Origin of the sequence: Sorangium sp. KYC3313 (assembly GCF_052075895.1) — a bacterium.
Classification (GTDB): domain Bacteria; phylum Myxococcota_A; class Polyangia; order Polyangiales; family Polyangiaceae; genus Sorangium; species Sorangium cellulosum_B.
In genome coordinates, this window is sequence record NZ_CP197255.1 from 8,912,484 (window position 1) to 8,934,416 (window position 21,933).

Genomic DNA, 21,933 nt, shown 5'->3' on the forward strand with positions numbered 1-21,933 from the left:
CCCTCGTCTGGGCGCTCGCTTCATTGAGCCTCCAGCTGACGTCGTCGAATCCTCGGATTCGAACGCAAAGGCGCAAAGGCGCAAAGGCGCAAAAAGGCGAGGAGAATGACCGAGGAGGGCTCCGGCTCTGGGCGCATCCGAAGGATAGTGGAGCGCTGCACGCCCCGCCGTGGCGGAGCGCGGGGGGTACGGACCGGTGGCCTGGGTAACGGTTCAGACCGGGAGCCTGGGTAGCACCCGGACGGACCGGGAGCTTAGGTGACACATGTCGTAGAGGACTGGCGACGGAGGAGCGCTGGTGCCTTGGAAAGAGACATGTTCAGTGGACGAGAGGCTTCGGTTCATCGCGCAGGTCAACGAGTCGGACGAGACGTTCGCGGAGCTGTGCCGGCGGTTCGGCATCAGCCGGAAGACGGGGTACAAGTGGGTGGAGCGCTACGAGCAGGCCGGACCGAGCGGGCTGGAGGAGCGGCGGCCCGTGGCGCGCTCGTTCCCGCATGCGACGCCAGCGGCGCTCATCGACGCGCTGATCGAGCTGCGGAAGGAGCGCCCCACGTGGGGGCCGAAGAAGCTGCGTGCGCGGCTGGAGAGCCTGGGCGTCGAGGGGCTGCCAGCAACGAGCACCATCGGCGAGTTGCTCAAGAAGCACGGGCTGATCCGGCCCCGTCGGCGCCGCGTGGTGACGCCGACGACCGCGATGCCGTCGCCGCTGGCTCCAGCCGAGCAGCCGAATGACACGTGGTGCGCCGATTTCAAAGGGCACTTCGCGCTCGGCGACAGGACGCGCTGCCACCCGCTGACGTTGACGGACCAGGCGTCGCGGTACCTGCTCAAGTGCGAGGGCGTGGCGAAGCCGGACGAGGCCTCGGTGCGGCCGCACTTCGAGCGCGCGTTCCGCGAGTTCGGGCTGCCGCACCGCATCCGCTCCGATAACGGCCCGCCGTTCGCCACGATTGGCATCGGTGGGCTCTCGGCACTCTCGGTCAGCTGGATCAAGCTCGGCATTCATCCCGAGCGGATCGAGCCCGGTAAGCCGCAGCAGAACGGCCGTCACGAGCGAATGCACAAGACGTTGAAGGCGGAGGCGACATCGCCGCCAGAAGCCAACTTGGCAGCGCAGCAGCGCGTCTTCGACCGGTTTCGGCACGAGTACAATGATCAGCGTCCGCACGAGGCGCTCGGCCAGAGGACGCCGGCTTCGCGCTACACGCCCTCGCGCCGCTCGATGCCGAGCAAGCCCTCGTCGCCGGAGTACCCGGACACGATGGCCGTTCGACGCCTGGACGAGCAAGGACGGATGCTGTTCGGGGGCGCGCAGACCAACGTCTCCACACTGCTCGCCGGCGAGCCCGTGGGGCTGACTCCGATCGCCGATGACGTCTGGGAGCTGTACTACGGCCCGGTCCTGCTCGCGCAGGTCACCCTCAAGAACAAGGAGCTGAAGCTGGCCAGGGCGCGGTGACCTGCGCGAACTCACGCCGGATCGTGAGGAGAGGCTCGTGTGTACCGCGACCACGGGGAGCGGTTCGTGTATAGATCCAGGCGGTCCGAGAAAGTGCGGCGAGCGTGTCGCGTCGACGAGGATCCGGTCCCTGTTTCCAGTCCTCCCGGAGCAGGGGTCCGTGGCTCAAGGAAGTGTCACCGCAGCTCCCGGTCAGAAGTGTTACCAGGGCTCCGCTCGTACACTATGCAGCCCCGCCGCCTCTCCTATGCAGCCCCGCCGCCTCTCCTATGCAGCCCCGCCGCCTCTCCTATGCAACCCCGCCGCCCCTCCTGCGCAGCTCCGCGCCCCTCCAATGCAGCCCCGCCGCCTCTCCTATGCAACGCGGCCGCCCCTCCTGCGCAGCTCCGCGCCCCTCCAATGCAGCCCCGCCGCCTCTCCTATGCAACGCGGCCGCCCCTCCTGCGCAGCTCCGCGCCCCTCCAATGCAGCCCCGCCGTCCCTCCTGCACGCCCATTTCAGTGTCCCGCATCACGATTGTGCGGCTCCAGCGCAGCCCCGCCGCCCTCCTGCGCCCCCATGCTTGTGTCCTGCGCAACCATGAATCAGCGCCTGCGTCGCCCCGACCCCCTCCTGCGCGTCCCATTCCGTGTCCTGCGCAACACTTCCCCCCTCCTGCGCCCCTCTCAGCGCCCGCCGCGGCCTCGCCGGGCCGCGCGATCCGCGTCTTCCTCGCCGAGCTCCTCCGATTCGGCCTCGTCCGCGTCGAGCGGCGCGATTCGCCGCCTCCGCGGCGCGTCTTCACCCGGCGCCGGCGGCGGCGGCGGAGCGCTCCCGCGGATCTCCTGCGCGATCCGCGAGAGCACCGTCGCGACCCCCTCCTCGACGGCGTGCCCGAGGTCCGCCGCGCTCTGCTCGAGGCGCTGCTTGCGCTCGAGGCGCTCGACCCTGCGCTGCTCCTGCAGCCGCCGATGCTGCTCTTTCCGCGCCTGCTCCGCGCTGCGCTCGAGCTCCCGGCGGATCTGCCGCGGGGACACGTCGCTGGAGAGCGCGCCGAGCGCGTGGAAGGCGAGCCCCAGGCCGCACCCGAGCAGCGGCCAGAAGAACCACCATGGCCCGTCCGTGAGCGCGTTCACCGCGAAGAGGAACGCGTTCACGAGGAGTAACGAGAACAGGTGCGAGCGGAACCCCTTGCGCCGGCGCGCGAGGATGGCCTCGCGCGCCTCCTCCTCGCCCCGGACATGCTCGATGTCGCGCGACGCGGCCTCGATCGCGCCCCGGGAGAGGCCGATCTCCTCGGCCGCCGCGACCAGCTCGTCATGGCTCACGCCGCGCGCCTGCGTGTCCCGAAGGGCGCGCTCCAGGATGGCCCGCACCTCGGCCTCGGTGTAATGCCGCCCGCCCTGCTTGCCCGGTTTCGCCATCGCTCTCCTCGCGACCGCGCGGAGCATACGCTTGACCGCGTGCGGCCGCGCCGCTTCCATGAAGGCAAGGACCCCATGAGCAGCGAGACCGCCTCACAACGCGTGGGGACCACGATCCGCAACAAGTGGACGCTGGAGCGGCTGCTCGGCGCGGGCGGCATGGCCGCCGTCTACGTCGGCGTCCACCGGATCGGCCGCCGGGACGCGCTCAAGATCCTGCACCCGCAGGCCGCGAAGTCGAAGGAGATCTGCGACCGGTTCGAGCGCGAGGCCCAGGCCGCGAACCGCTTCCGCCACCCGGGCGCCGTCGAGATCCGCGACATCGACGTCGCCGAGGACGGGGCGCCGTTCCTGGTGATGGAGCTCCTCGAGGGCGAGTCGCTCGCCGAGCGCGAGCGCCGCCTCGGCGGCCTCCCGCTGGCCGAGGTGCTCCGCTTCACCGCGCAGGTGCTCGACACGCTCGCCGCGGCGCACGCGCAGGGGATCATCCACCGCGACATCAAGCCGCCCAACCTGTACGTCGTCGGCGACGGCGCAGCGGACACGCCCGCGCACGGCGGCGTCCCGCGCATCAAGGTCCTCGATTTCGGGCTCGCGCGGATCCGCCAGGACTCCAGCCTCCAGGGGGAGCTCACGCGGATGGGCCTGGTGCTCGGCACGACGCCCTACATGCCGCCGGAGCAGGCGAAGGGCCGCGACATCGACACCCGCGCCGACCTCTTCGCGGTCGGCGCCACCATGTTCCGGCTGATCGCCGGCCGCCATGTCCACGAGGCGAGCACCGACTTCGACCTCCTCCTGAAGATGGGCAGGGAGCCGGCGCCGCCGCTCGCGCAGCGCGCGCCGCACGCGCCGCGCGATGTGTGCCTCGTCGTCGATCGCGCGCTCGCCTTCGACCGCGACCAGCGCTACCCCGACGCGCGCCAGATGCTGGAGGACGTGCGCGCCCTCCTGCGCAGCGAGCCGCCGCCGCGCGCGTCGCGGTTCGCGCACGCGCTCGCTCCGGACGCGATCACGCTGCGAGAGCAGCCGTCGCCCCGGGGCGCCGCGGACGAGGGCGGGCCCCCCACGATCCCGGTGCACCCCGCGAGCGTGTCGATCTCCCTCGATGGCATCGCCGTCGACTGGAGCGACGAGCCGCCCGTGAGCGGCGCCTCCATCACCAAGGAGTGGGTGCGCCCCGAGGCCGCGAAGGAGGACTCGATCGCCGTCGACTGGAGCGACGAGCCGCTGGACGCGGGCGAGCCCGCCTCGCGCCCGGCGCGGCGCTGACCTGGCGGCGGGCGGGTCCGCCTGCCGGGGCGAAAGCGCCGCTGCCGCCCGAGCAAGACGGGAGCCGCTCGGCTAGGATGCGCCGGCCATGCTCGGCGAAGCGAAGCGGATCTACCTGGCCACGCGGAAGAAGCACGATCAGCTCTTCAACACCTACCTGATGCGCCCGCTCGCCGGCGGCGTGGTCGCGCTCCTCGCGCGGACCGCGATCACGCCGAACCAGGTGACGCTGCTCAACCTCGCCGTGTTCGTCGTCGCGGCGGCGCTGCTCGTCGCGCTGCCCACGGCGGCGGGGGGCCTCGTCGCCGTCGCCGTGCTCGAGCTGAGCTACCTGCTCGACTGCGCCGACGGGATGCTGGCGCGCCACAAGCAGCTCGCGTCGAAGGAGGGCCACCTCTTCGACTTCTTCACGGACGAGCTCAAGGCGGTGCTCCTCTCGGGCGCCCTCTCGATGCGCCTCTTCAGCGCCGGCGGCCTCGGGCTGGACGGCGCCCGGTGGCCCGGCGGAGACCCGCGCTTCCTGCTCGCCGGCGTCGTCGGGGTCGCGGTGATCGCCTCGGCGATCTCGCTGACGAACTTCGTCCGCCGCCCGGAGATCAGCGGCAAGGAGACCTCGGTCTCCGCCTATTACGAGACCGCCACGGAGGAGCGGCCCCGGTCGCCCGCCGCCCGGGCGGCGGCGCTCGTGATGACGTTCCTGCGCTTCCTGAACCACTATCCGAGCCACATCTGGGCATTCGCGCTCGCGGACCGGCTCGACGTGTTCTTCTGGATGTATGTGCTGATCAACCTCCTCTACCTGGCGAAGGGCTGGCTCGGGCTGCTGCTGAGGTTCGGACGGTCATAGCCCCTCATCGCCCCCCGCCGCAGGGCCATGTCACAGGGCGAAGGCGTCGATGCGACCCACCCTGCGTTCCTGTGTGTGTGATGACCGAGCAGCGTGATTCGCACCGACGGACTGGTGGAGATCCTGGGCCCGGTTGCGGTATGAACGCCCGATGGAGATCCAAGATCTGTCCGACTTCCTGCGCGCCGATCCTCGCTTCACCACCCGTCGCAAGTGGCTGATCCTGAGCGAGTTCGTATACACCTCCACGGGTGAGAAGGTGGAAGAAGGCTTCCGCTACTTCACCTGCCCGATCGGAGCGCTCACCGCCGCCCTGGAGAGGCGGGACTTCGCCGCCATCGCGAAGCTCCCCTTCGCCTTGGATGAGGACGGCGAGCCGGACACCTCCGCGGTGCGCCTGGATCTCGCCTACACCGCGTCCGGTGCGCTCGCCGCCTTCCAGCCCGTGGAGTTTCGTGACCACGTGCCCACGTGCCTATCGGCGCCCCTGATCCTCGAGCGCGCCGAAGCCCAGGCGCTCCGCGACATCCTGCGAGAGCTCGACCAGTCCGCCTAGCGAGGCGCCGCTTCGTCGTCCAGGCCGTCTCCGAGGTGAGGCGCCGAGAGCCCGCCTCCAGCCGACCGCCGAAAACTGGCCCTCCTCCCCCCTCCTGTGCATACGGTCGGCGCGCCATGGACACGCCGCCTCGAACGCGCGCCGCAGCCTCGCTCGCGGCGAACCGCCATGCGCTCGCGCTCCTCGCGCTCGCCGCGCTTCTCTCGGCCTGCGGCCGCTCCGGGAGCGCCGCCGACGCGCCCGTCGAGCTCCCCGGCGCCGCCGGAAGCCAGAAGGCCCAGGGCGCCTCCGCCGCCGCCCTCGCCTCCCCCGCCGCCCTCGCCTCCTCCGCCCCGGCCGAGGACGAGCCGCCGCCCGGCTTGCCCGAGGGCCCGCCCATCGTCTCGCTCGGCGGCGTCGCCACCCCGCCGGCGCCGATCCCCGAGGGCCGCCCGCGGCTCGCCAGCACCTCGATGCTCACCCGCGTCCTTGCGCGGCCCAGCGCCGACGCGAAGCCCGTCGGCTTCCTGCGCGCCGGCGCGGTCGTGGAGATGGATCCCGAGCCCGCAGGCACGTCCGGCTGCCCCGGGGGCTTCCGCAAGGTCAAGCCGTTCGGCTACGTGTGCGTCGGCCCCGACGCGACGCTCGACCTCGACGACGAGATCGTCCGCGCCACGGCCCGCCGCCCCGACGTCACCCACAAGCTCCCGTACATGTACGGGACCGTCACGCGCGGCGGCCCGGCCTACGCGCGCCTCCCGACCGAGGACGATCTCGCGCGCTTCGAGCCGAGCCTCAAGAAGCACCTCGATCGCTGGGCCAAGGACGAGGAGAGCGGCGCCACCTACGGCCTCGACGTCTGGCTCAAATGGAGCGCCGAGCCCGCCCCGCCCGCGCTCGACGCCCTCGCGCAGCGCATCACCGATCGCGAGATCCCCTGGTACCTGCGCGACGGCCGGCGCGCCCCCAACCTCTCCGGCCTCATCAAGACCGGCGACGCCGTGAAGATCGACGAGGTCTCGCGGCGCAACGGGATGGCCTTCCTCGAGTCGTTCCTCCACGAGGGCCGGCGCTACAACGTCACCACCGATCTGCGCGTCGTCCCGGCCGACAGGTTCCGCCCCATCCGCGGCTCCGAGTTCCACGGCGTCGAGATCGGCAAGGACGTCGACTTCCCGTTCGCGCTCGTGCGCCGCGCCGGGGGCAAGCGATGGCGCGTCGTGGGCAAGAAGCTCGTCGACGGCGGAGAGCTCGAGTGGCGCTCCGCCGTGCCCCTCACCGGCAAACAGCAGTTCTTCGGCGGCAAGCTGCACTACGAGACGAAGGACGGCGACTGGGTCGACGACCGCCACGCCGGCCGCATCGACCCTGCCAAGAAGATGCCTGCCTGGGGCAAGAACGGCGAGAAGTGGCTCGACGTCAACATCACGAAGCAGGTGCTCGTCGCCTACGAGGGCACGAAGCCCGTCTATGCGACGCTGATCTCGAGCGGCGAGGCGGGGCTCGATGACCACAAGTCCAGCACCGCGACCAAGCGCGGGATCTTCCGTATCCACACGAAGTTCGTCACGAGCACCATGGACTCGGACGCCGTCGGTGAGGAGTTCGAGCTGCGCGACGTGCCTTACGTTCAGTATTTCGAGGAGGGGTATGCGCTGCACGGCGCGTACTGGCACGACAAGTTCGGCCGGCCCAAGAGCCACGGCTGCATCAACCTGTCTCCAGAGGACGCCCGCCGCCTGTTCTTCTGGACCGAGCCGGCCGTCCCGCCGGGATGGCACGGCGCAGCGCGCTCGCTGACCGGCACCGTGGTGTTCGTCCACCCCTGAGCCGCGCGGCGCCTCTGCCGTGGAGCGCCCGGCAGCCCCTTTGCTCAGGGAGGGCAAGGGCAGCACGAACGCTCGGCGCGCGCATGCGAGAGGAGTAGGACAGATCGATCGAGGGTCACAGTCCGTGCGACTGCCGGCTCGAACGGCGCCGGGGTCGTGGTAGCGTCCCGCCCATGCAGCTTGCCGTCGTGGGAACAGGGTATGTCGGCCTCGTCGCCGGCGCGGGGTTCGCGGATTTCGGGAATGACGTGGCGTGCGTCGACGTGTCCGCTGCCAAGATCGAGATGCTGAAGCGCGGAGAGGTGCCGATCTACGAGCCCGGCCTCGACGTGCTGATCGCGAAGAACACCCGCGACGGCAGGCTCCGGTTCTCCACCGACGTCGCCAGCGCCATCCGCGACGCCGAGATCGTCTTCATCGCCGTCGGTACGCCCCAGGCGGACGACGGCTCCGCCGACCTCTCCGCCGTCGAGGCCGTCGGCGAGACGATCGGCAAAAACTTGAACAATTTCAAGGTGATCGCCACGAAGAGCACGGTCCCCGTCGGGACGGCGGACCGGCTCCGGCAGATCATCGGCGCGAACGCCACCCAGCCGTTCGCTGTCGCGTCGAACCCGGAGTTCCTCAAGGAGGGTGACGCGGTCAACGACTTCATGAAGCCCGACCGCGTGATCATCGGCTCGGACGACCCGAAGGCCCGCGAGATCCTGCGCCACCTCTACAACCCGTTCGTGCGGGCGAGCGACCGCATCCAGCTCATGGACGCGCGCTCGGCCGAGCTCACCAAGTACGCCGCCAACGCGCTGCTCGCGTCGCGCATCTCGTTCATGAACGACCTGGCCGTGCTCGCGGAGAAGCTCGGCGCGGACATCGAGCTCGTGCGCAAGGGCGTCGGGGCCGACCCGCGCATCGGCACGAAGTTCCTGTTCGCCGGCCCGGGGTTCGGCGGGTCGTGCTTCCCCAAGGACCTCTCGGCCATCCTCTACACCGCGGGCTCCGTCGGGCACGATCTGGAGATCGTCCGGGCGACCGAGCGGATCAACGCGCGGCAGAAGCAGCTGCTCGCCAGCAAGGTGAGCGCCCACTTCGACGGCGCGCTGAAGGGGAAGACGATCGCGGTCTGGGGGCTCGCGTTCAAGCCGCAGACGGACGACATCCGCGAGGCGCCGGCGCTCACGCTCATCGACGCGCTGCTCGAGGCGGGCGCGACGGTCCAGGCGCACGACCCGCAGGCGATGCCGAACGTGCGCGCCATCTACGGGAGCCGCATCCTCCTGAGCGACGGCATGTACGGCGCGGCCGAGGGCGCGGACGCGCTGGTCGTCGTCACCGAGTGGCACGAGTACCGGCGCCCGGACTTCCACCGGCTGAAGCGCATCCTGAGCTCCCCGACGCTCTTCGACGGGCGCAACATCTGGGAGCCGGACGAGCTCCGCGGCATGGGGTTCGCCTACACGGGCATCGGCAGGAAGTAGCGCGCGACGCCGGTGGCGCGGCACGCCACGCCGGCGGCGCCGCGCCCCTCAGGCGTCGTCGTGGTCTGGCGGCGGCGCCTGGCGGCGGGTGCTCGGCGCTTCCTCGCCGACGTACCGCGGCGAGCTCACGGGCGTGTGGTTGCGGTTGCCCGGCAGCTCCTCGCCGAGGTGCCGCGTCCCGTTCGCGGGCGTGTGCCGCCGGCTGCTCGGCGGCTCCTCGCCGAGGTGGCGCGCGGCCATCGGCGTCGGCATCGACATCCGCCGGCTGCTCGGCGGCTCCTCGCCGGTGTGCCGGTCCCAGCGCCGCTCGAGCATCTTCCGATCGACGCCGATGAGCCGCGCCGCGGCCGCCTTGTTGCCGCCGCAGCTCTCGATCGCGTGGTGCAGGACGGCGCGCTCGATCACGCGGAGCTTCGATCCCAGCCGCTCGGGCAGCGCGAGCAGGGCGCGCGCCAGCCGGTCGATCTCCGCGGTGGCGTCCACGACCGGCCGCTCGCGCGCGAGCTCCTCGAGCGTGGGGACGTCGATGAGATCGTCGTCCGCGAGCAGCCCCAGCCGCTCGACGACGTTCCGGAGCTCACGCACGTTGCCGGGCCAGGGCCGCCGGACCAGCCACGCGATCGCGTCGTCGGTGTAACGCAGCTTGCGCGGGAGCTCCGCGCTGAACGCGAGCAGGAGCTCGATGAGATCGGCGTCGCGCTCGGCCAGCGACGGGACGTGCACCGTGACGACGTTGAGCCGGTAGAAGAGGTCCTCCCGGAAGCGCCCCTCGCTGATGCGCTTCTCCAGGTCGACGTGGGTCGCGGCGAGGACGCGGGCGCGCAGCGGGATCTCCGACTCGGCGCCGAGGGGGCGGAAGCGGCGATCCTCGACGACGCGGAGGAGCTTCGCCTGGAGCTCGCCGGGCATCTCGGCGATCTCGTCGAGCAGGATGGTGCCCGCGCCCGCGAGCTCGAGCTGGCCGCGCATGCGCTTCTCGGCGCCGGTGAAGGCGCCGCGCTCGTGCCCGAAGATGAGCGACTCGATGAGCGTCCCCGGCAGCGCCGAGCAGTTCACCGCGATGAACGGCTCGCCGCGGCGCGAGCTCATCTCGTGCAGCGCGCGGGCGACCATCTCCTTGCCGCTGCCGGTCTCGCCGCGGATGAGCACCGTCTTGCTCGACTCGGCGACCCGCTCGATGATCCGGCGGACGCGCTCCATCCCCGCGGAGGAGCCGAGGAGCGCCTTCGTGCCGAACGTGCGGTCGACCCGCTCGCGGAGCCGCACCACCTCGCCCTTCAGGAGCAGCCGCTCGCGCTGCCCCTCGATGATCGGCAGGAGCATCTCCGGGCAGAGCTCGTCCTTCAGCACGTAGTCCTGCGCGCCGAGCCGCATGGCCTCCCGGATCTCGGAGAGCTCGCTGACCGACGTGACCATCAGCGCCGGCGTGCTCCGCCCCGAGGCCCGCACCCGCCGCAGGATCTCCAGGCCGCCGCGGTCGCGCGGATCGTCCGACAGGCGCACGTCGAGGAGCAGGAGGTCCGGCGCGCTCCGCTCCACGACCGCCATCGCGTCGTCCAGGCCGACCGCCTCGAGCACCTCGACCTCGTCGAGCGCGGCCAGGATCTGCCGCAGCGTGCGGCGGCCGCTCCGCTGATCATCGACGATCAGGATCTTCACGCGACCTCGTCCTCCGCGGTCATGGAGACGTCGGCGGCGGGGATCGAGATCACGAACCGCGTCGTGCCGTCGCGCCGCTCCGGCTCGATCAGCCACCCGTGGGCCCGGACGATGCGGTGCGTGATGGCGAGCCCGAGCCCGGTCCCGCGGGGCTTCGTCGTGTACCAGGGCGCGAAGAGGCGCGACGCGTCCCCCGAGATGCCGGGCCCCGTGTCCCACACGACGAGCTCGGCGCCGCTCTCGGTGGTCTCCCAGACGACCCCGATCGTCCCCTTGTCGCCGGCCGCGTCGAGGCCGTTCGAGAGGAGGTTGACGAGCACCTGCGTGGCCTGATCGGGATCGCAGCGGAGCCTCGATCCAGCGCTCACGCGCGCCTCGATCCGCCGCTTGCCGAGCTGATCGCGCAGGAGCATCTCCGCCCGGCTGACGAGCTCCTCGACCGCGAGGCGGCGGCGCTCGAGCTTCCTGTGCGTCACCCGGCGCAGCCCCATCACGAGGCGCTCGAGGCGCTCGACCTCCTCGCAGCCGATGTCGACCTCCTCGGCGTCCAGGCTCTGGTTCTTCGATCCGCGCTTGAACACGGAGCGGAAGAAGTTGATCGGGTAGCGCACCTCGTGGGTGATCTCGGCCGCGAGCGTCTCGATGAGCGCCGCGCGCTCGTCGCGCCACGCGGCGGCCTGCTCCCGCCGCCGCCGCTCCAGCTCCGCATAGCTGTGGGCGTGCGCCATGGCGAGCGCGGCCTGGTTGCCGATCGTGCGGAGCAGGTCGAGGTCCTCGCTCGTGAACAGGGCGCCGCCGCGCTTCTTGCCCACCTCGAGGACGCCGAGCAGCCGGCCGCGGAACATGACGGTCAGCGAGAGCTCGCTCGCGCTTGCGTCGGGCGGCTCGACCTCGATGACCCGCTCGCCGCTCGACTCGTCCGCCCTCGGCGCCGGTTCGCCCGGGGCGGCGCCGGCGCTGCCCGCGCCCGCGCCGTCAGCCGCGTCGACCGCGATGCGACGGAAGGTGACGCGCTCGCAGGAGAGCCAGCGCGCCACCGTGCGCTCGACCGCGAAGGCGACCTCGTCGGGATCGGCGACGAGCGTCAGCTCCTCGCTGAGCTGCTCGACGGTGGGCTTGTACTCCGCGCGCGCCGGGAAGAGCTTCCGATCGCCGGCGCCGAGCGCGAACACGACGAGCGCCGCGCTGACGACGGAGGCCGGCGCCGCGACCTTGATGGCGCCGAGCAGCGGGAGGCCGGCGTACCCCGCGCACGCGGAGCAGAGGATCACCGTGAGCGCGACCATCATGCAGGCGATGATGACGCGCGTGAGCGGGCGCGACAGGAGCGCGCGGCTCCCCCAGAGGTCGTAGCGGATGAACGCGACGACGCTCGAGACGGGCGTGAGGGCGAGCGCGGGGATCGCGAACCACGCGAGCGTCGACGCCGGGGCACCGAGCATCGCGAGCATGAAGCCGAGGGCGATCACCACGTGCGGCGGCGCCATCGCGAGGAGCAGCGCGCGCAGCGTGCGGCGGCGATCGCCCTCCGCCGCGGCGAAGCGGAGGATCAGCGTGGTCGCGAAGAAGAAGAACGACGCCACGAACAGGATCGCGCAGACGCTCCGGAGCGCGACGGTGGTCCAGCCCATGGCGTGCGAGGCGAGCAGGGCGGCGGCGAGCAAGCCGCCGAGCCCGTGGGCGATCCGCGCGAAGACGGGGTAGCGCGCGATGAGCGGGACGTCGTCCGGCAGCCGCAGCGCCAGCGTGAAGAAGCTCATCGGGACGAGCGCGTAGGCGACGTGGAAGAACGGGACGAGGTGGCGCGAGCTGTGGTAGTCGAACAGCGCGAACAGGAAGAGCGCGGCGAACAGCGCGGCGCTCGCGAAGGCGCGGGCGAGCTTGCCGCGGGGGCTCGCGCTGAGGGCGATGAGCGCGGCGCCCACGTAGAGCGAGGCGACGACCACCAGCCCGCCGGCGTAGAACCACCAGGCGAGCGCGTCGAAGGGGACGAGGGAGAGCTCGACGTCGCGCAGCCCCTCCGCCGTCTCGACGCGGGCGTGCACCGAGCGGCGCCCCTCGCTCGCCGCCCGCTCGACCGCGGCGTCCCAGGCGCCGGCGCGGTAGCGCCCCGCGGTGCTCTCGAGGCGCCAGCCGTCGACCTCGACGACGCGATCCGGGTACCGGAGGCCCTTCTGGAAGCCCTCCCAGGACGGCAGGCCCACGCTCGAGACAACGCCGTCCGGATCGACGAGCACGCCAGGGAACGGGCGCTCGTACCAGCTCAGAGCGCTCCTCATCCCCGAGCCGCCCAGCACGAGCGCCGCGAGGACGACCACCGCGAGGAGCCAACGGCGATTCTCGATAGCTGGCATCGGGAGAGCCGACGGCGCGTAAATTGCGCCGCCAGCCACTCACGATACGCTGGAACTCCGGGTGAACCAACGGGGCTCGCGCGCCGGACGGAGCGCGACGCGCCCGTCACCCGCGATCCCGGCGCCCCAGCGGCGCTACTACGCAATTATCATTACGTTTTCCCCGCGGAGATGAGAGCGGGATCACCCCGCGGCGGGACGGCAGCGCGCTCAGGCGGCGCCCTCGTGCGCGTCGCCGTCCTTGGCGTCCGCGAACACGACGTCCGCCAGCGCTCCGAAGCGCGACTCGACGTCGGCGACGGCGGCGGGGTCGGTCGCCGATCGCTCGAGCCGGTCGAGCAGAACGGTGATTTCGTCCCGCACGCGCGGCGAAGGCGGCGGCGCCGCGCGGCTCGCGGCGAGGGCGCGGACGAGGAGCGAGAGCTGCCGCAGCACGGCGCCGGCGCCGTGGGCGCGCCGGCGCCGCGGGTCGCCCGCGGTGAGGCGAGCGTGGCGCACGAGCGCGCAGACGCCGTGGCAGAGGCTCGGGTCGGCGAGCAGCGCCCGGACCGCCCAGCGCGCGAGGCGGCGCGAGTACAGGCGGCGGGCGAGCGGCCCCTCGGCGCGGGCGTCGTGCCAGACGCGCGCGGCGCCGTCCTCGCCGACGGACACCAGCGCGAGCGCGATGGGATCTCCGGCGGCGAGGCAGGCTCGACCGGCGTCGATCCGGCCGTAGCCGTGCTTGGCGTTGTGGCCGTCGCGATCGCGCCCGTCGGGGAGCACGTCCCACGCGTCGGCGATCGGCTCGGCCGACGCGGGCGCCGCGGGAGGCACCGGGGCGAGCGTGCGCATCACGAGGGCGTCGAGCTCGGGCAGGCGGAGCGACGGGTTCTGCGACAGGACGAGGAGCAGCGAGCCCGCGGCGAGGGCCGAGGCCCCGCTCGACTCGGCATGGCAGAGCCGCTCGAGCGCGGGGGTCGCGCTGGACGCGGACGGCAGCGGGCAGGTGATGTCGTCGCCCGGCGCGAGCCACCGCACGGCCGGGCCGCGGTTGGCGAAGGGGCGGCTGCGCCCCCGCCGGTCCCGCCAGAGGAACCACCCGTCGCCGCGGGCGCCCGGGCCGACGCAGAACACGCGCGGGTCGCTCGCGGGCTCGCCGAACCCGAGCGAGAAGCTCGCGTGCAGCGACTCGGGCGGGCTCGAGGCCTCACGGCCCGTGGGGAACACGACAGGGCAGCCCCGGCCGCGGCGCCCGAGGCGGGCGGCGAACTCGAGCGCGTCGTCGAGCATGGGCGTCGTCGAGCCCTCGACGTACGCGGCGCACACCACGACGTCGGCGCCGTCGCTGACCGCCCGGACGATCGCGACCGGCAGGGCGAGGACGCACGATCCAGGCTTCGGGATCAGGTAGAGCCGGGGCGACGCGTCCGGCGCGACGCCGCGGAACCCGCCGGGGTGACGGCCCCCGACGGCCCACGCGACCATGAACGCGCCGTGCGCCTGGCTGCGCGGCGGCTGCTCCATCATGACGAGCACCTCGCGCTCGAGGCCGAGCTCGTCGGCCGTCCACGCGTCGTCGTCGATGACCCCGAGGCGCGTCCCGGCGCCGCCCCCGCAGCGGCGGCGATCGACGCCGATCCCGCCGCCCTCGTCGCGCAGGAACCAGCGGCCGGGGGTGACGGGCTCGTCCTCGACCGACGCGCGGCGCGCGGTCCAGCCCTCGGGGCGCGCCGCGGCGCCCGCGGCCGCGTCGAAGCGCGGGGCGACGGCGGCGCTCGGGCGCCGGGCCGACGCGACGTAGCGCACCGGCAGCGCCGCGGCCGAGAGCGCCGCGGCGACGTCGGCGCGCCGCCCGCGGTCGGGGGACCGGACGCGGAGCCAGAAGATGGGCGTCCGTTCGATGACGCGCTCGACCGCGACGCCAGACCAGCGCGCCCCCAGCGCCGCGGCGACCACGTCGGGCGCGACGGGGCACCGCGAGGCGACGACGAGGTCGAGGGGACCGTCGTCGTCGTCACCGGCGGCGGTGGGGACCGGGGCATAGCCGAAGTCCCACGGCGGGCGCCGCGGGCGCGCCCTGGGCGTGGCGGACGACGCTGGAGGCGGCGCGCTCTTGCGACCGGGCGCCGGACGCGCGCGCGCGGACCCCTCCTCCGGAGCGCCCGCCCCCCCTCGCGCGGCCGCGCCGCGGCCGCGGCTCATGCCAGCACGGCCCTGGCCCAGGCGTTGAGCGCGTGGGCGCGGTTGGCGAAGCCGGGGCTCTCGGCCTCGCACCGCGCGAGCTCCTGCGCTTGCCCCGCCCTCCCCTCCGCCCAGGCCGCGACGCGCCGAGCGCCGAGCGCCGCGGCGCGGCGCCGCGCGGCGCGGAAGCACCGGCGCTCGCCGTCGAGCATCGCCGCGAGCACGCCGGACTCGAGGACCATCCGGCGGACGGGGAGCAGCGACGAGGGCGCGTCGGGGATCGGCGGCTCGCTCTGCGCCTTCGGCGTCACCGCGATCCCCCAGGGCGGCGTGCCGAGCGGTCCGTACGCGACCGCGCCGCGGTGGCGCGGCTCCGGGGCGCGCTCCCTATCGCGCTCCTCGGCCCGGGGCTCGCCGTGCGCGCGCGATCGGAGCTCCGAGGCCAGGACGACGGCCCAGGCGCCGCCTCGCTGGTAGTCGTCCTGCCAGTCCATAACGTCGTCGTGGAGCTGCAGCCCGAGCCACACCGACGACAGCAGCCGCGCGAGCACCTCGCGCCGCTCGGCCGTCCAGCCGGCGGCGTGCGCGAGGGCGATCGACGCCGGGAAGCCGACGCTCTGCTTGCCGAGGGAGAGCGCGTAATAGCGGCTGAAGCCGGCGGGCCCGCCGCTCGCCAGGAGGCTGCGCTCGGTCTCGATGGCGAACAGCGTCGCGTCGTCCGCGCGCGCGAAATCGATGGCCGGGTCGTCGACCCCTGGCGCGACGCGGCGGAGCGCCTCGTCGCGCGCCCGCCGAGCGTGCGCCAGGATGGCCTCGAGCTGCCAGGTCGGGCGGACCTGCTTGTCCTTGATGCGATCGGTGCCGAACGCCTCGATGACGGCGAGCAGGTGCGCGAGGAGCGCGTCCTGCACCGTGGCCCCGCGGACGCCCGGCATGGCCTCCGCGAGCAGCGCGGGCGCGGCCAGCGTGATCTCGTTGCTGAACACGGCGCTCCAGGGCACGTCACGCGACGGCGACAGGCCGAGCGTGTAGGCCAGCCCCTGCGCGTCGGCGTGCAGCATCCCCGGGAGGGTCCGCCAGAACGCCTTGTAGAGCTCGTCCACCCACAGGGCGTCATCCATGCGCGGGCACCTCCCTCGCCCGGCGCGGCGCGCCGGGCTCGGCGCTCGCGGTGCGCGGCGCGCTCCGGGCGCCGGTAGATGGCACCGAGGCAGAGCCGCGCCGGTGAGACGTACGCCGATGGCGGTGCAACCCCGCCTGTCGCCTGCGCCGCAGCATCAATAGACGTTCGACTCCTTCCAGGGCGACAGGCACACGTTGAAGCGCTCCTCGACCACGATCGCGCGCCACTGGAGCACCTGGGAGGCGCTCAGCCCGTCGAAGAAGCCGCCGATCCAGGAGCGGATGCGGCCGTTGAGCTGCGCGCGGATCCTGGCCGCGTCCACCGGCTCCTCATCTGCCTCGGGCGCGACGACGTAGAGGGCGAGCAGCTGCTTGAACTCGTCGAAGTGCTCCTGGTTTCGGAGCAGGGAGATGTAGAGCGCGCGCAGCTGTGCGTGCGGGTCGATCGAATTCACCGTTTGCATGGGCCTCCGCCGCCGGTCCACCGCCGGCGTCGGACGGCACATTGCACGTCACGGGCCGCCGTGAGCCAGCGCGTAAGCCATTGAAATTACTCGATCGCCAGCGGCGGCCGGAGCGGCGCGATACCCGAAACCGACCATCATCTGCCCGAATCCGACCGCTCCGCTCGACGCGATGTCGCCTTTCCACGGAGGTGGACATAGACATGTCCAGCGCTGCACGTGCCCGACTCGACACCAGCCGGGATCGCAAAAGACGAACCGGCACAGGTCGTTCATTTCATACGCAGCCGAATCGATCAGTGGAACTGGATCACTTCCCGCCGCCGAAGCTCGGGCTGCCCCCACCGCTCGGAATGAAGATGACGCCGCCGCCGCCCCCACCGCAGTCGCTGAGCGCGATGAGAATGAGGAGGACGACGATCAGGACGACGACGATGACGACGACCCTGCCGGCGCCGGCGCCCGTCCCGTCGCCGAACGAGGGGCTCGGCGGGGGTGGCAGGTGGAAGGCGGCGGCGAGCTCCTTCCCTGGAAGCGGTGAGCAGAACGACACGCTCACCTCGGTCGGGGCCTGCTCGACGCTGACCTTGCCGCCCTCGCCCTGGTACTCCGTGGCCTGCACGGCCTCGCCGATCTCGACCTTCCAGTAGAACTCGCCGATGACGTATTCCACCTCGGCGTGGACGCTCTGCTTGAGCGCATACGTCCGCCCTTGGTAGCTCGCCGTCGAGCCCATCGGCTGGACCTCGCCGGGCGAGAGAGGCGTCACGAGCTGCCACGCCCCGTCCTCTTCCATGAGCCACAGGTAGCCAATGCTCGGTCCGCCGTAGAGCAGGTACTCGCGCCAGCGGTAACGCTCGCCCTCGACGGTGCAGCCCCGGATGACGAAGCCGATGCAGAGCACGCGCATGCCGCGGAGCTGTCCCTCGGCGCCGAGCGGGACGTACGGCTCCATGGGCGGCCTGGGGACCTGGCCGAGCGCGACGAGCGCGCCCTTCGTGAGGTCGCTCGCCGTACCGCAGTACCGGCAGACGATGCGCTCCGTCGTGCCGGGCGCGGCGAGCGGCAGGTTGCCGCCGCAGCTCGGGCACGCGACGGCCGACACCTGCGCCGTGGGCTGGTCCACAGGGGCCCCGGTGTCGAGCTTCATGATGGCCGGGTCGATCTGCCGGCCCAGGTAGAGCTTGGGCGGGATCGTCCGCCCGTCGCCGTAGTCGAGCGTCCCGAACTCGCCCCTCGGCCCCGCGATGTCGACGAAGCCCGTCACCACGCCCGGCGCGGCGACGTGGGGCATCTCTCCTTCGGCCGAGATCACGCGCCGGCGGCCGACCTCGACGACGGTGAACATGCCGTGCCCCTCGAGGTGGACACGGCCGCCCGGCTGGAGGGAGCTCCACTGCGGCAGCCCGTTCAGCGGGAGCGGCGCCTCGGTGGTGGCGTACCAGCGCCCCTGGGCGAACGCGACCCACGTCCAGCGGCCGCTGGCCGGGAACGCGACGAAGATCTCCTGCCAGGGCGCGCCCGGTGCGCTGGCCCGATCGAGCTGGACGCGGCCGTCGACCACGAACGGCTCGTTGCCCCAGCGCCCGGTGACGCCGAGCTGGAGAGGCGTGGGGATCTCGACCAAGTCGGCGACGCGCCCGACGGCGCGGAGGTCCCGATCGGTGCGCGCGACGACGAACTTGCAGTGCTTGCACACCTGCGCCATCGCGCCCGCGAAGCGAAACGTGATCGGCGCGCCGCAGGAGGGGCACGCGGCAGCTCGGTCGAAGGGCGTGCTCACGCGAGCACCATACTAGAGGCCTCGACGACGGAAGAGGAAGCGTTTCGGGCGCGCCGGCGCGCCCGAACAGGCTGTGGTCCAGCGCGAGCGGTGCTAGGACCGCGCCGATGCCGGCCACCGAGGAGAGCCCTGCGGGAGCTCGGGGCGCCCCTCCCGGGGACGCCCTGGCGCCCTTCCCTGCGGCGCAGCCGCTGCCCCGGCTCGTGCACCCGGCGCTCCTCGCGAGCGTGTTCGTCATCGCCACGTCGGGGCTCGTCTACGAGCTCATCACCGGCACGCTCGCGAGCTACGTCCTCGGCGACTCGGTGACGCAGTTCAGCTTCGTCATCGGCCTTTACCTGTTCGCGATGGGGATCGGCTCGTACCTCTCCCAGTACATCGAGAGCCGGCTCCTCGAGCGCTTCGTCGAGATCGAGCTCGGCCTCGCGCTCGTCGGCGGGCTCTCCGCGCCGATGCTCTTCCGGGTCTACACCGCGCTCGGGTCGTTCCGCGCGCTGCTCTACTCGCTCGTGCTGCTCATCGGGATGCTCGTGGGGCTCGAGATCCCGCTGCTCATCCGGCTGCTCAACTTCTCGCTGGATCTCAAGCGGCTCGTCGCGCGCGTGCTCACGCTCGACTACATCGGCGCGCTGGCCGCGAGCCTGCTCTTCCCCTCGCTCCTCCTGCCGCGCCTCGGGATCCACCAGACGAGCCTGTTCTTCGGCGTGCTCAACGCGGCCGTCGCGCTCACGAGCACGTTCCTGTTTCCGCTCGATCGCGCCGTCGTCGTCCGGCTGCGGGCGCTCTGCCTGATCGTGATCGCCGGGCTCGGGGTCGCCTTCGCGCTCGTCTCGCGGTTCGTCGAGCGCTCGGAGGCGCTCTATTTCGGGGCGCCCATCGTCTACGCGGCGCAGTCGCCGTACCAGCGCCTCGTCATCACGAGGAGCACGCGCACGACGCGCCTCTTCCTCAACGGCAACCTCCAGTTCTCGTCGGACGACGAGCACCGGTACCACGAGGTGCTCGTGCACCCGGCCGTCGCCGCGCTCGGGCGCGAGCCGCGGCGCGCGCTGATCCTCGGCGGCGGCGACGGGCTCGCCGCGCGCGAGCTGCTCCGTTACCCGTCGGTCGAGCAGATCTTGCTCGTCGACCTCGACGGCGCGGTCACCGGCGCCTTCCGCGATCTGCCGCTCGCCGCGGACCTGAACCAGGGCTCGCTGCGCGACCCGCGCGTGGCCGTCCGCAACGAGGACGCGTTCAAGTACCTCGAGGAGTCGACCGAGTCGTTCGATCTCGCGATCGTCGACTTCCCCGATCCCGGCAACTACGCCGTCGGCAAGCTGTACACCGACGCCTTCTATCACCTGCTCCGGCAGCGGCTCTCCGTGCGCGGGCTCGCCGTCGTCCAGGCGACGTCGCCCCACTACGCGCGCGAGTCGTTCTGGAGCGTCGTGACGACGCTCGAGGCGGCCGGCTTCAAGACCGCGCCGCTCCACGTCTACGTGCCGAGCTTCGGCGAGTGGGGCTTCATCCTGGCGGGCGGCGAGGGGCTCGCCGCGCCCGGCGCCCTCCGGATCGATCCGTCGAGCCTCCGCTACCTCGACTCGAGCGGCCTGCCGGAGCTCTTCCGGTTCCCCCGTGATCTCGGCCGCGTCGAGGCGCCGATCAACCGGCTGAACGACCAGAAGCTCGTCTCCGTGTACACGCGCGAGTGGGCCGAGTGGACCCGGTGATCCGGTGAACCGCCGCGGCTTCCTGAGCTCCGTGGCCGCGGGCTGGGTCGTGCACACGGCCTCGCCGGGGCGCGCGCCGCTCGCCGGCGAGATCGTCGGCGCGGCCCACGGCGCGGGCCACCTGCTCCGCGGCGGGCCGCGGCGAGCGGCGAGCGGCCCCGCCGAGCGCGCGGACGTCGTGATCGTCGGCGGCGGGGTGAGCGGGTTGTCGGCCGCGTGGCGGCTCGCCGGCGCCGGGCTCGATCTGCGGGTCCTCGAGCTCGAGCCGAGGCCGGGCGGCACGAGCGCGTGGGGCGACGACGGCGTCGTGCCGTACCCGTGGGGCGCGCACTACCTCGCCGCGCCGAACGTCGAGGCGCGCGCGACGCTGCGGCTGCTCGAGCAGATGGGCGTCGTCACCGGGTGGGACGCGGCGGGGCGCCCCGTGTTCGATCCGCGGCGGCTGTGCCACGCGCCGGGCGAGCGGCTGTTCTACGAGGGCGCGTGGCACAGCGGCCTCGCGCCGGTCGACGCGCTCTCGAGCGAGGCGCTGGACGAGCTCGAGAGGTTCCACGCGCTCGAGGAGGAGCTCACGGAGCTCACCGGCAGCGACGGGCTCCCGGCGTTCCAGATCCCGCTCGATCGCTCCTCCCGCGACCCCGAGCTCCTCCGGCTCGACCGGATGAGCATGGCGGCGTGGCTCGATCGCGAGGGGTACCGCACGCCGTTCCTGCGCTGGTACGTGCGCTACGCGATGCTCGACGACTTCGGCGGCGCGCCCGAGGAGATCTCGGCCTGGGCGGGGCTGCACTACTTCGCGGGGCGCAAGGCGCGCGCGCCCGAGCTCGCGGGCAGCCGCTACCTCGTCTGGCCCGAGGGCAACGGCCGGCTCGTGAAGGCGCTGATCGAGCGCGCGGCGCCGCGCGTGTCGCTCGGCGCGCTCGTCACGTCGGTGCGCCCGCAGCCGAGCGGCCGCGTCGAGATCGACTACGTCGACGTGCAGCGCGGCGAGGCGCGCCGCGTCGAGGCCCGCGCGGCGATCCTCGCGGCGCCCGCGTTCGTCGTGCGCCGGATCTTCGCGGGCAGCGCGGCGGGCGAGCTGCCGGAGCGGGTCGCGTCGGCGTGGCTCGTGGCGAACCTGCACGTCGAGCGGCCCATCGACCCCAACCACGCGTGGGATTCCGTACTCTACGGCGCGGAGGGGCTCGGCTACGTCGATGCCCGCCACCAGCTCACCGATCTCGCGGCGGCGACGACGCAGCGGTCGCGCCTCGCGACGCCGGTGCAGCGCACCGTGCTGACGTACTACCGCGCCTTCGGCGGGCCGGACGTCGCCGCCGCGCGCGCGGCGCTGCTCCGCGCGCCGTGGGCGTCGCTCGCCGACGGCGTGCTGCGCGATCTCGCGCCGGCGCACCCGCACCTGCGCGACGACGTCGAGCGGATGGACGTCATGATCTGGGGGCACGCGATGCCGCGCCCGCGCCCCGGCTTCCTCGGCCCGCGGCCGTTCGAGCCGCGCTGCGCGCTGTCCGAGCGCGTCGCCTGGGCCCACGTCGATCAGCCGGGGATGGCGCTCTTCGAGGAGGCGCACGCCTGCGGCGTGCGCGCCGCCGAGACGATCGCGGCCTCGGCGGGGATCGCGATCGGCGAGAGCTGGCTCTGAGCTCGAGCGCCCGTCGCCTCGGCGCGCGCCGCGCGGAACCCCACGTCCTCTCCCATCTTTCAAGAGCAAAGTGCGTCCGGCGAGCGAGCGCCTCCGGAACTGTGCTTTGCCCCTGCCGCCGGCCGCTTCCAGCGGCCACAGAGCGGCCGCTGTGGGAGATCCGGCCCAGGATTTCAGCTTTGCCCTCGCCTTGAACTTGCGCTGCCCCCCTGCT

General features: G+C 72.8%; 15 protein-coding genes. 8 read left to right on the top strand and 7 right to left on the bottom strand.

Going from position 1 to position 21,933, the window contains the following annotated elements; all coding sequences use genetic code 11:
* Positions 1–298: 298 nt before the first annotated feature.
* The gene (locus ACSRUE_RS33800) at positions 299–1,462 is read left to right on the top strand and encodes an IS481 family transposase (protein WP_437767246.1); all 1,164 of its coding nucleotides are present in this window, start codon (positions 299–301) and stop codon (positions 1,460–1,462) included.
* A 665-nt stretch (positions 1,463–2,127) separates the two neighbouring features.
* Here ACSRUE_RS33800 and ACSRUE_RS33805 read toward each other — a convergent pair.
* Entirely contained in the window at positions 2,128–2,865 is a 738-nt protein-coding gene (locus ACSRUE_RS33805) for a 2TM domain-containing protein (protein ID WP_441287194.1), read from the bottom strand.
* 75 nt (positions 2,866–2,940) lie between these two features.
* Here ACSRUE_RS33805 and ACSRUE_RS33810 point away from each other — a divergent pair, with 75 nt between their 5' ends.
* The 5 genes from ACSRUE_RS33810 to ACSRUE_RS33830 all read left to right on the top strand — a co-directional run bounded on the left by ACSRUE_RS33810 (position 2,941) and on the right by ACSRUE_RS33830 (position 8,823).
* Positions 2,941–4,137: a serine/threonine-protein kinase gene (locus ACSRUE_RS33810; RefSeq protein ID WP_441287195.1), complete on the top strand. Its 1,197-nt coding sequence runs from the start codon at positions 2,941–2,943 to the stop codon at positions 4,135–4,137.
* An 88-nt stretch (positions 4,138–4,225) separates the two neighbouring features.
* The gene (locus tag ACSRUE_RS33815; RefSeq protein WP_441287196.1) at positions 4,226–4,984 is read left to right on the top strand and encodes a CDP-alcohol phosphatidyltransferase family protein; all 759 of its coding nucleotides are present in this window, start codon (positions 4,226–4,228) and stop codon (positions 4,982–4,984) included.
* Positions 4,985–5,135: 151 nt separating this feature from the next.
* Positions 5,136–5,540, top strand: coding sequence for a hypothetical protein (locus tag ACSRUE_RS33820; RefSeq protein WP_441287197.1), 405 nt, complete (start codon positions 5,136–5,138; stop codon positions 5,538–5,540).
* Positions 5,541–5,656: 116 nt separating this feature from the next.
* Positions 5,657–7,348 carry a L,D-transpeptidase gene (locus ACSRUE_RS33825; protein WP_441287198.1) on the top strand — a complete coding sequence of 564 codons (1,692 nt, stop codon included), beginning with the start codon at positions 5,657–5,659 and terminating at the stop codon, positions 7,346–7,348.
* Positions 7,349–7,521: 173 nt separating this feature from the next.
* Positions 7,522–8,823 (top strand): UDP-glucose dehydrogenase family protein, encoded by a 1,302-nt coding sequence (locus ACSRUE_RS33830; RefSeq protein ID WP_437768339.1) that lies wholly within the window; start codon positions 7,522–7,524, stop codon positions 8,821–8,823.
* Positions 8,824–8,871: 48 nt separating this feature from the next.
* Here ACSRUE_RS33830 and ACSRUE_RS33835 read toward each other — a convergent pair whose 3' ends face one another.
* The 6 genes from ACSRUE_RS33835 to ACSRUE_RS33860 form a co-directional block, all read right to left on the bottom strand.
* Positions 8,872–10,482: a sigma-54-dependent transcriptional regulator gene (locus ACSRUE_RS33835; protein WP_441287199.1), complete on the bottom strand. Its 1,611-nt coding sequence runs from the start codon at positions 10,480–10,482 to the stop codon at positions 8,872–8,874.
* Positions 10,479–12,836, bottom strand: a complete 2,358-nt coding sequence (locus ACSRUE_RS33840; RefSeq protein WP_441287200.1) for an ATP-binding protein — start codon at positions 12,834–12,836, stop codon at positions 10,479–10,481. The genes ACSRUE_RS33835 and ACSRUE_RS33840 overlap by 4 nt, the downstream gene beginning before the upstream one ends.
* A 210-nt stretch (positions 12,837–13,046) precedes the next feature.
* On the bottom strand, positions 13,047–15,017 hold the full coding sequence (locus ACSRUE_RS33845) for a S8/S53 family peptidase (RefSeq protein WP_441287201.1): 1,971 nt from the start codon (positions 15,015–15,017) through the stop codon (positions 13,047–13,049).
* Entirely contained in the window at positions 15,014–16,117 is a 1,104-nt protein-coding gene (locus tag ACSRUE_RS33850) for a hypothetical protein (RefSeq protein ID WP_441287202.1), read from the bottom strand. The genes ACSRUE_RS33845 and ACSRUE_RS33850 overlap by 4 nt, the downstream gene beginning before the upstream one ends.
* A 156-nt stretch (positions 16,118–16,273) precedes the next feature.
* A complete protein-coding gene (locus ACSRUE_RS33855; protein ID WP_157906673.1) occupies positions 16,274–16,582 on the bottom strand; it encodes a hypothetical protein in 309 nt (102 codons plus the stop codon).
* A 310-nt stretch (positions 16,583–16,892) separates the two neighbouring features.
* A complete protein-coding gene (locus tag ACSRUE_RS33860) occupies positions 16,893–18,365 on the bottom strand; it encodes a DUF4178 domain-containing protein (protein ID WP_441287203.1) in 1,473 nt (490 codons plus the stop codon).
* A gap of 107 nt (positions 18,366–18,472) precedes the next feature.
* Here ACSRUE_RS33860 and ACSRUE_RS33865 point away from each other — a divergent pair, with 107 nt between their 5' ends.
* Together ACSRUE_RS33865 and ACSRUE_RS33870 are read left to right on the top strand one after the other, a co-directional pair.
* Positions 18,473–20,077 (top strand): polyamine aminopropyltransferase, encoded by a 1,605-nt coding sequence (locus tag ACSRUE_RS33865; protein ID WP_441287204.1) that lies wholly within the window; start codon positions 18,473–18,475, stop codon positions 20,075–20,077.
* Between the two features lie 4 nt (positions 20,078–20,081).
* Positions 20,082–21,719: an FAD-dependent oxidoreductase gene (locus ACSRUE_RS33870; protein ID WP_441287205.1), complete on the top strand. Its 1,638-nt coding sequence runs from the start codon at positions 20,082–20,084 to the stop codon at positions 21,717–21,719.
* The last annotated feature ends 214 nt before the right edge of the window (positions 21,720–21,933 follow it).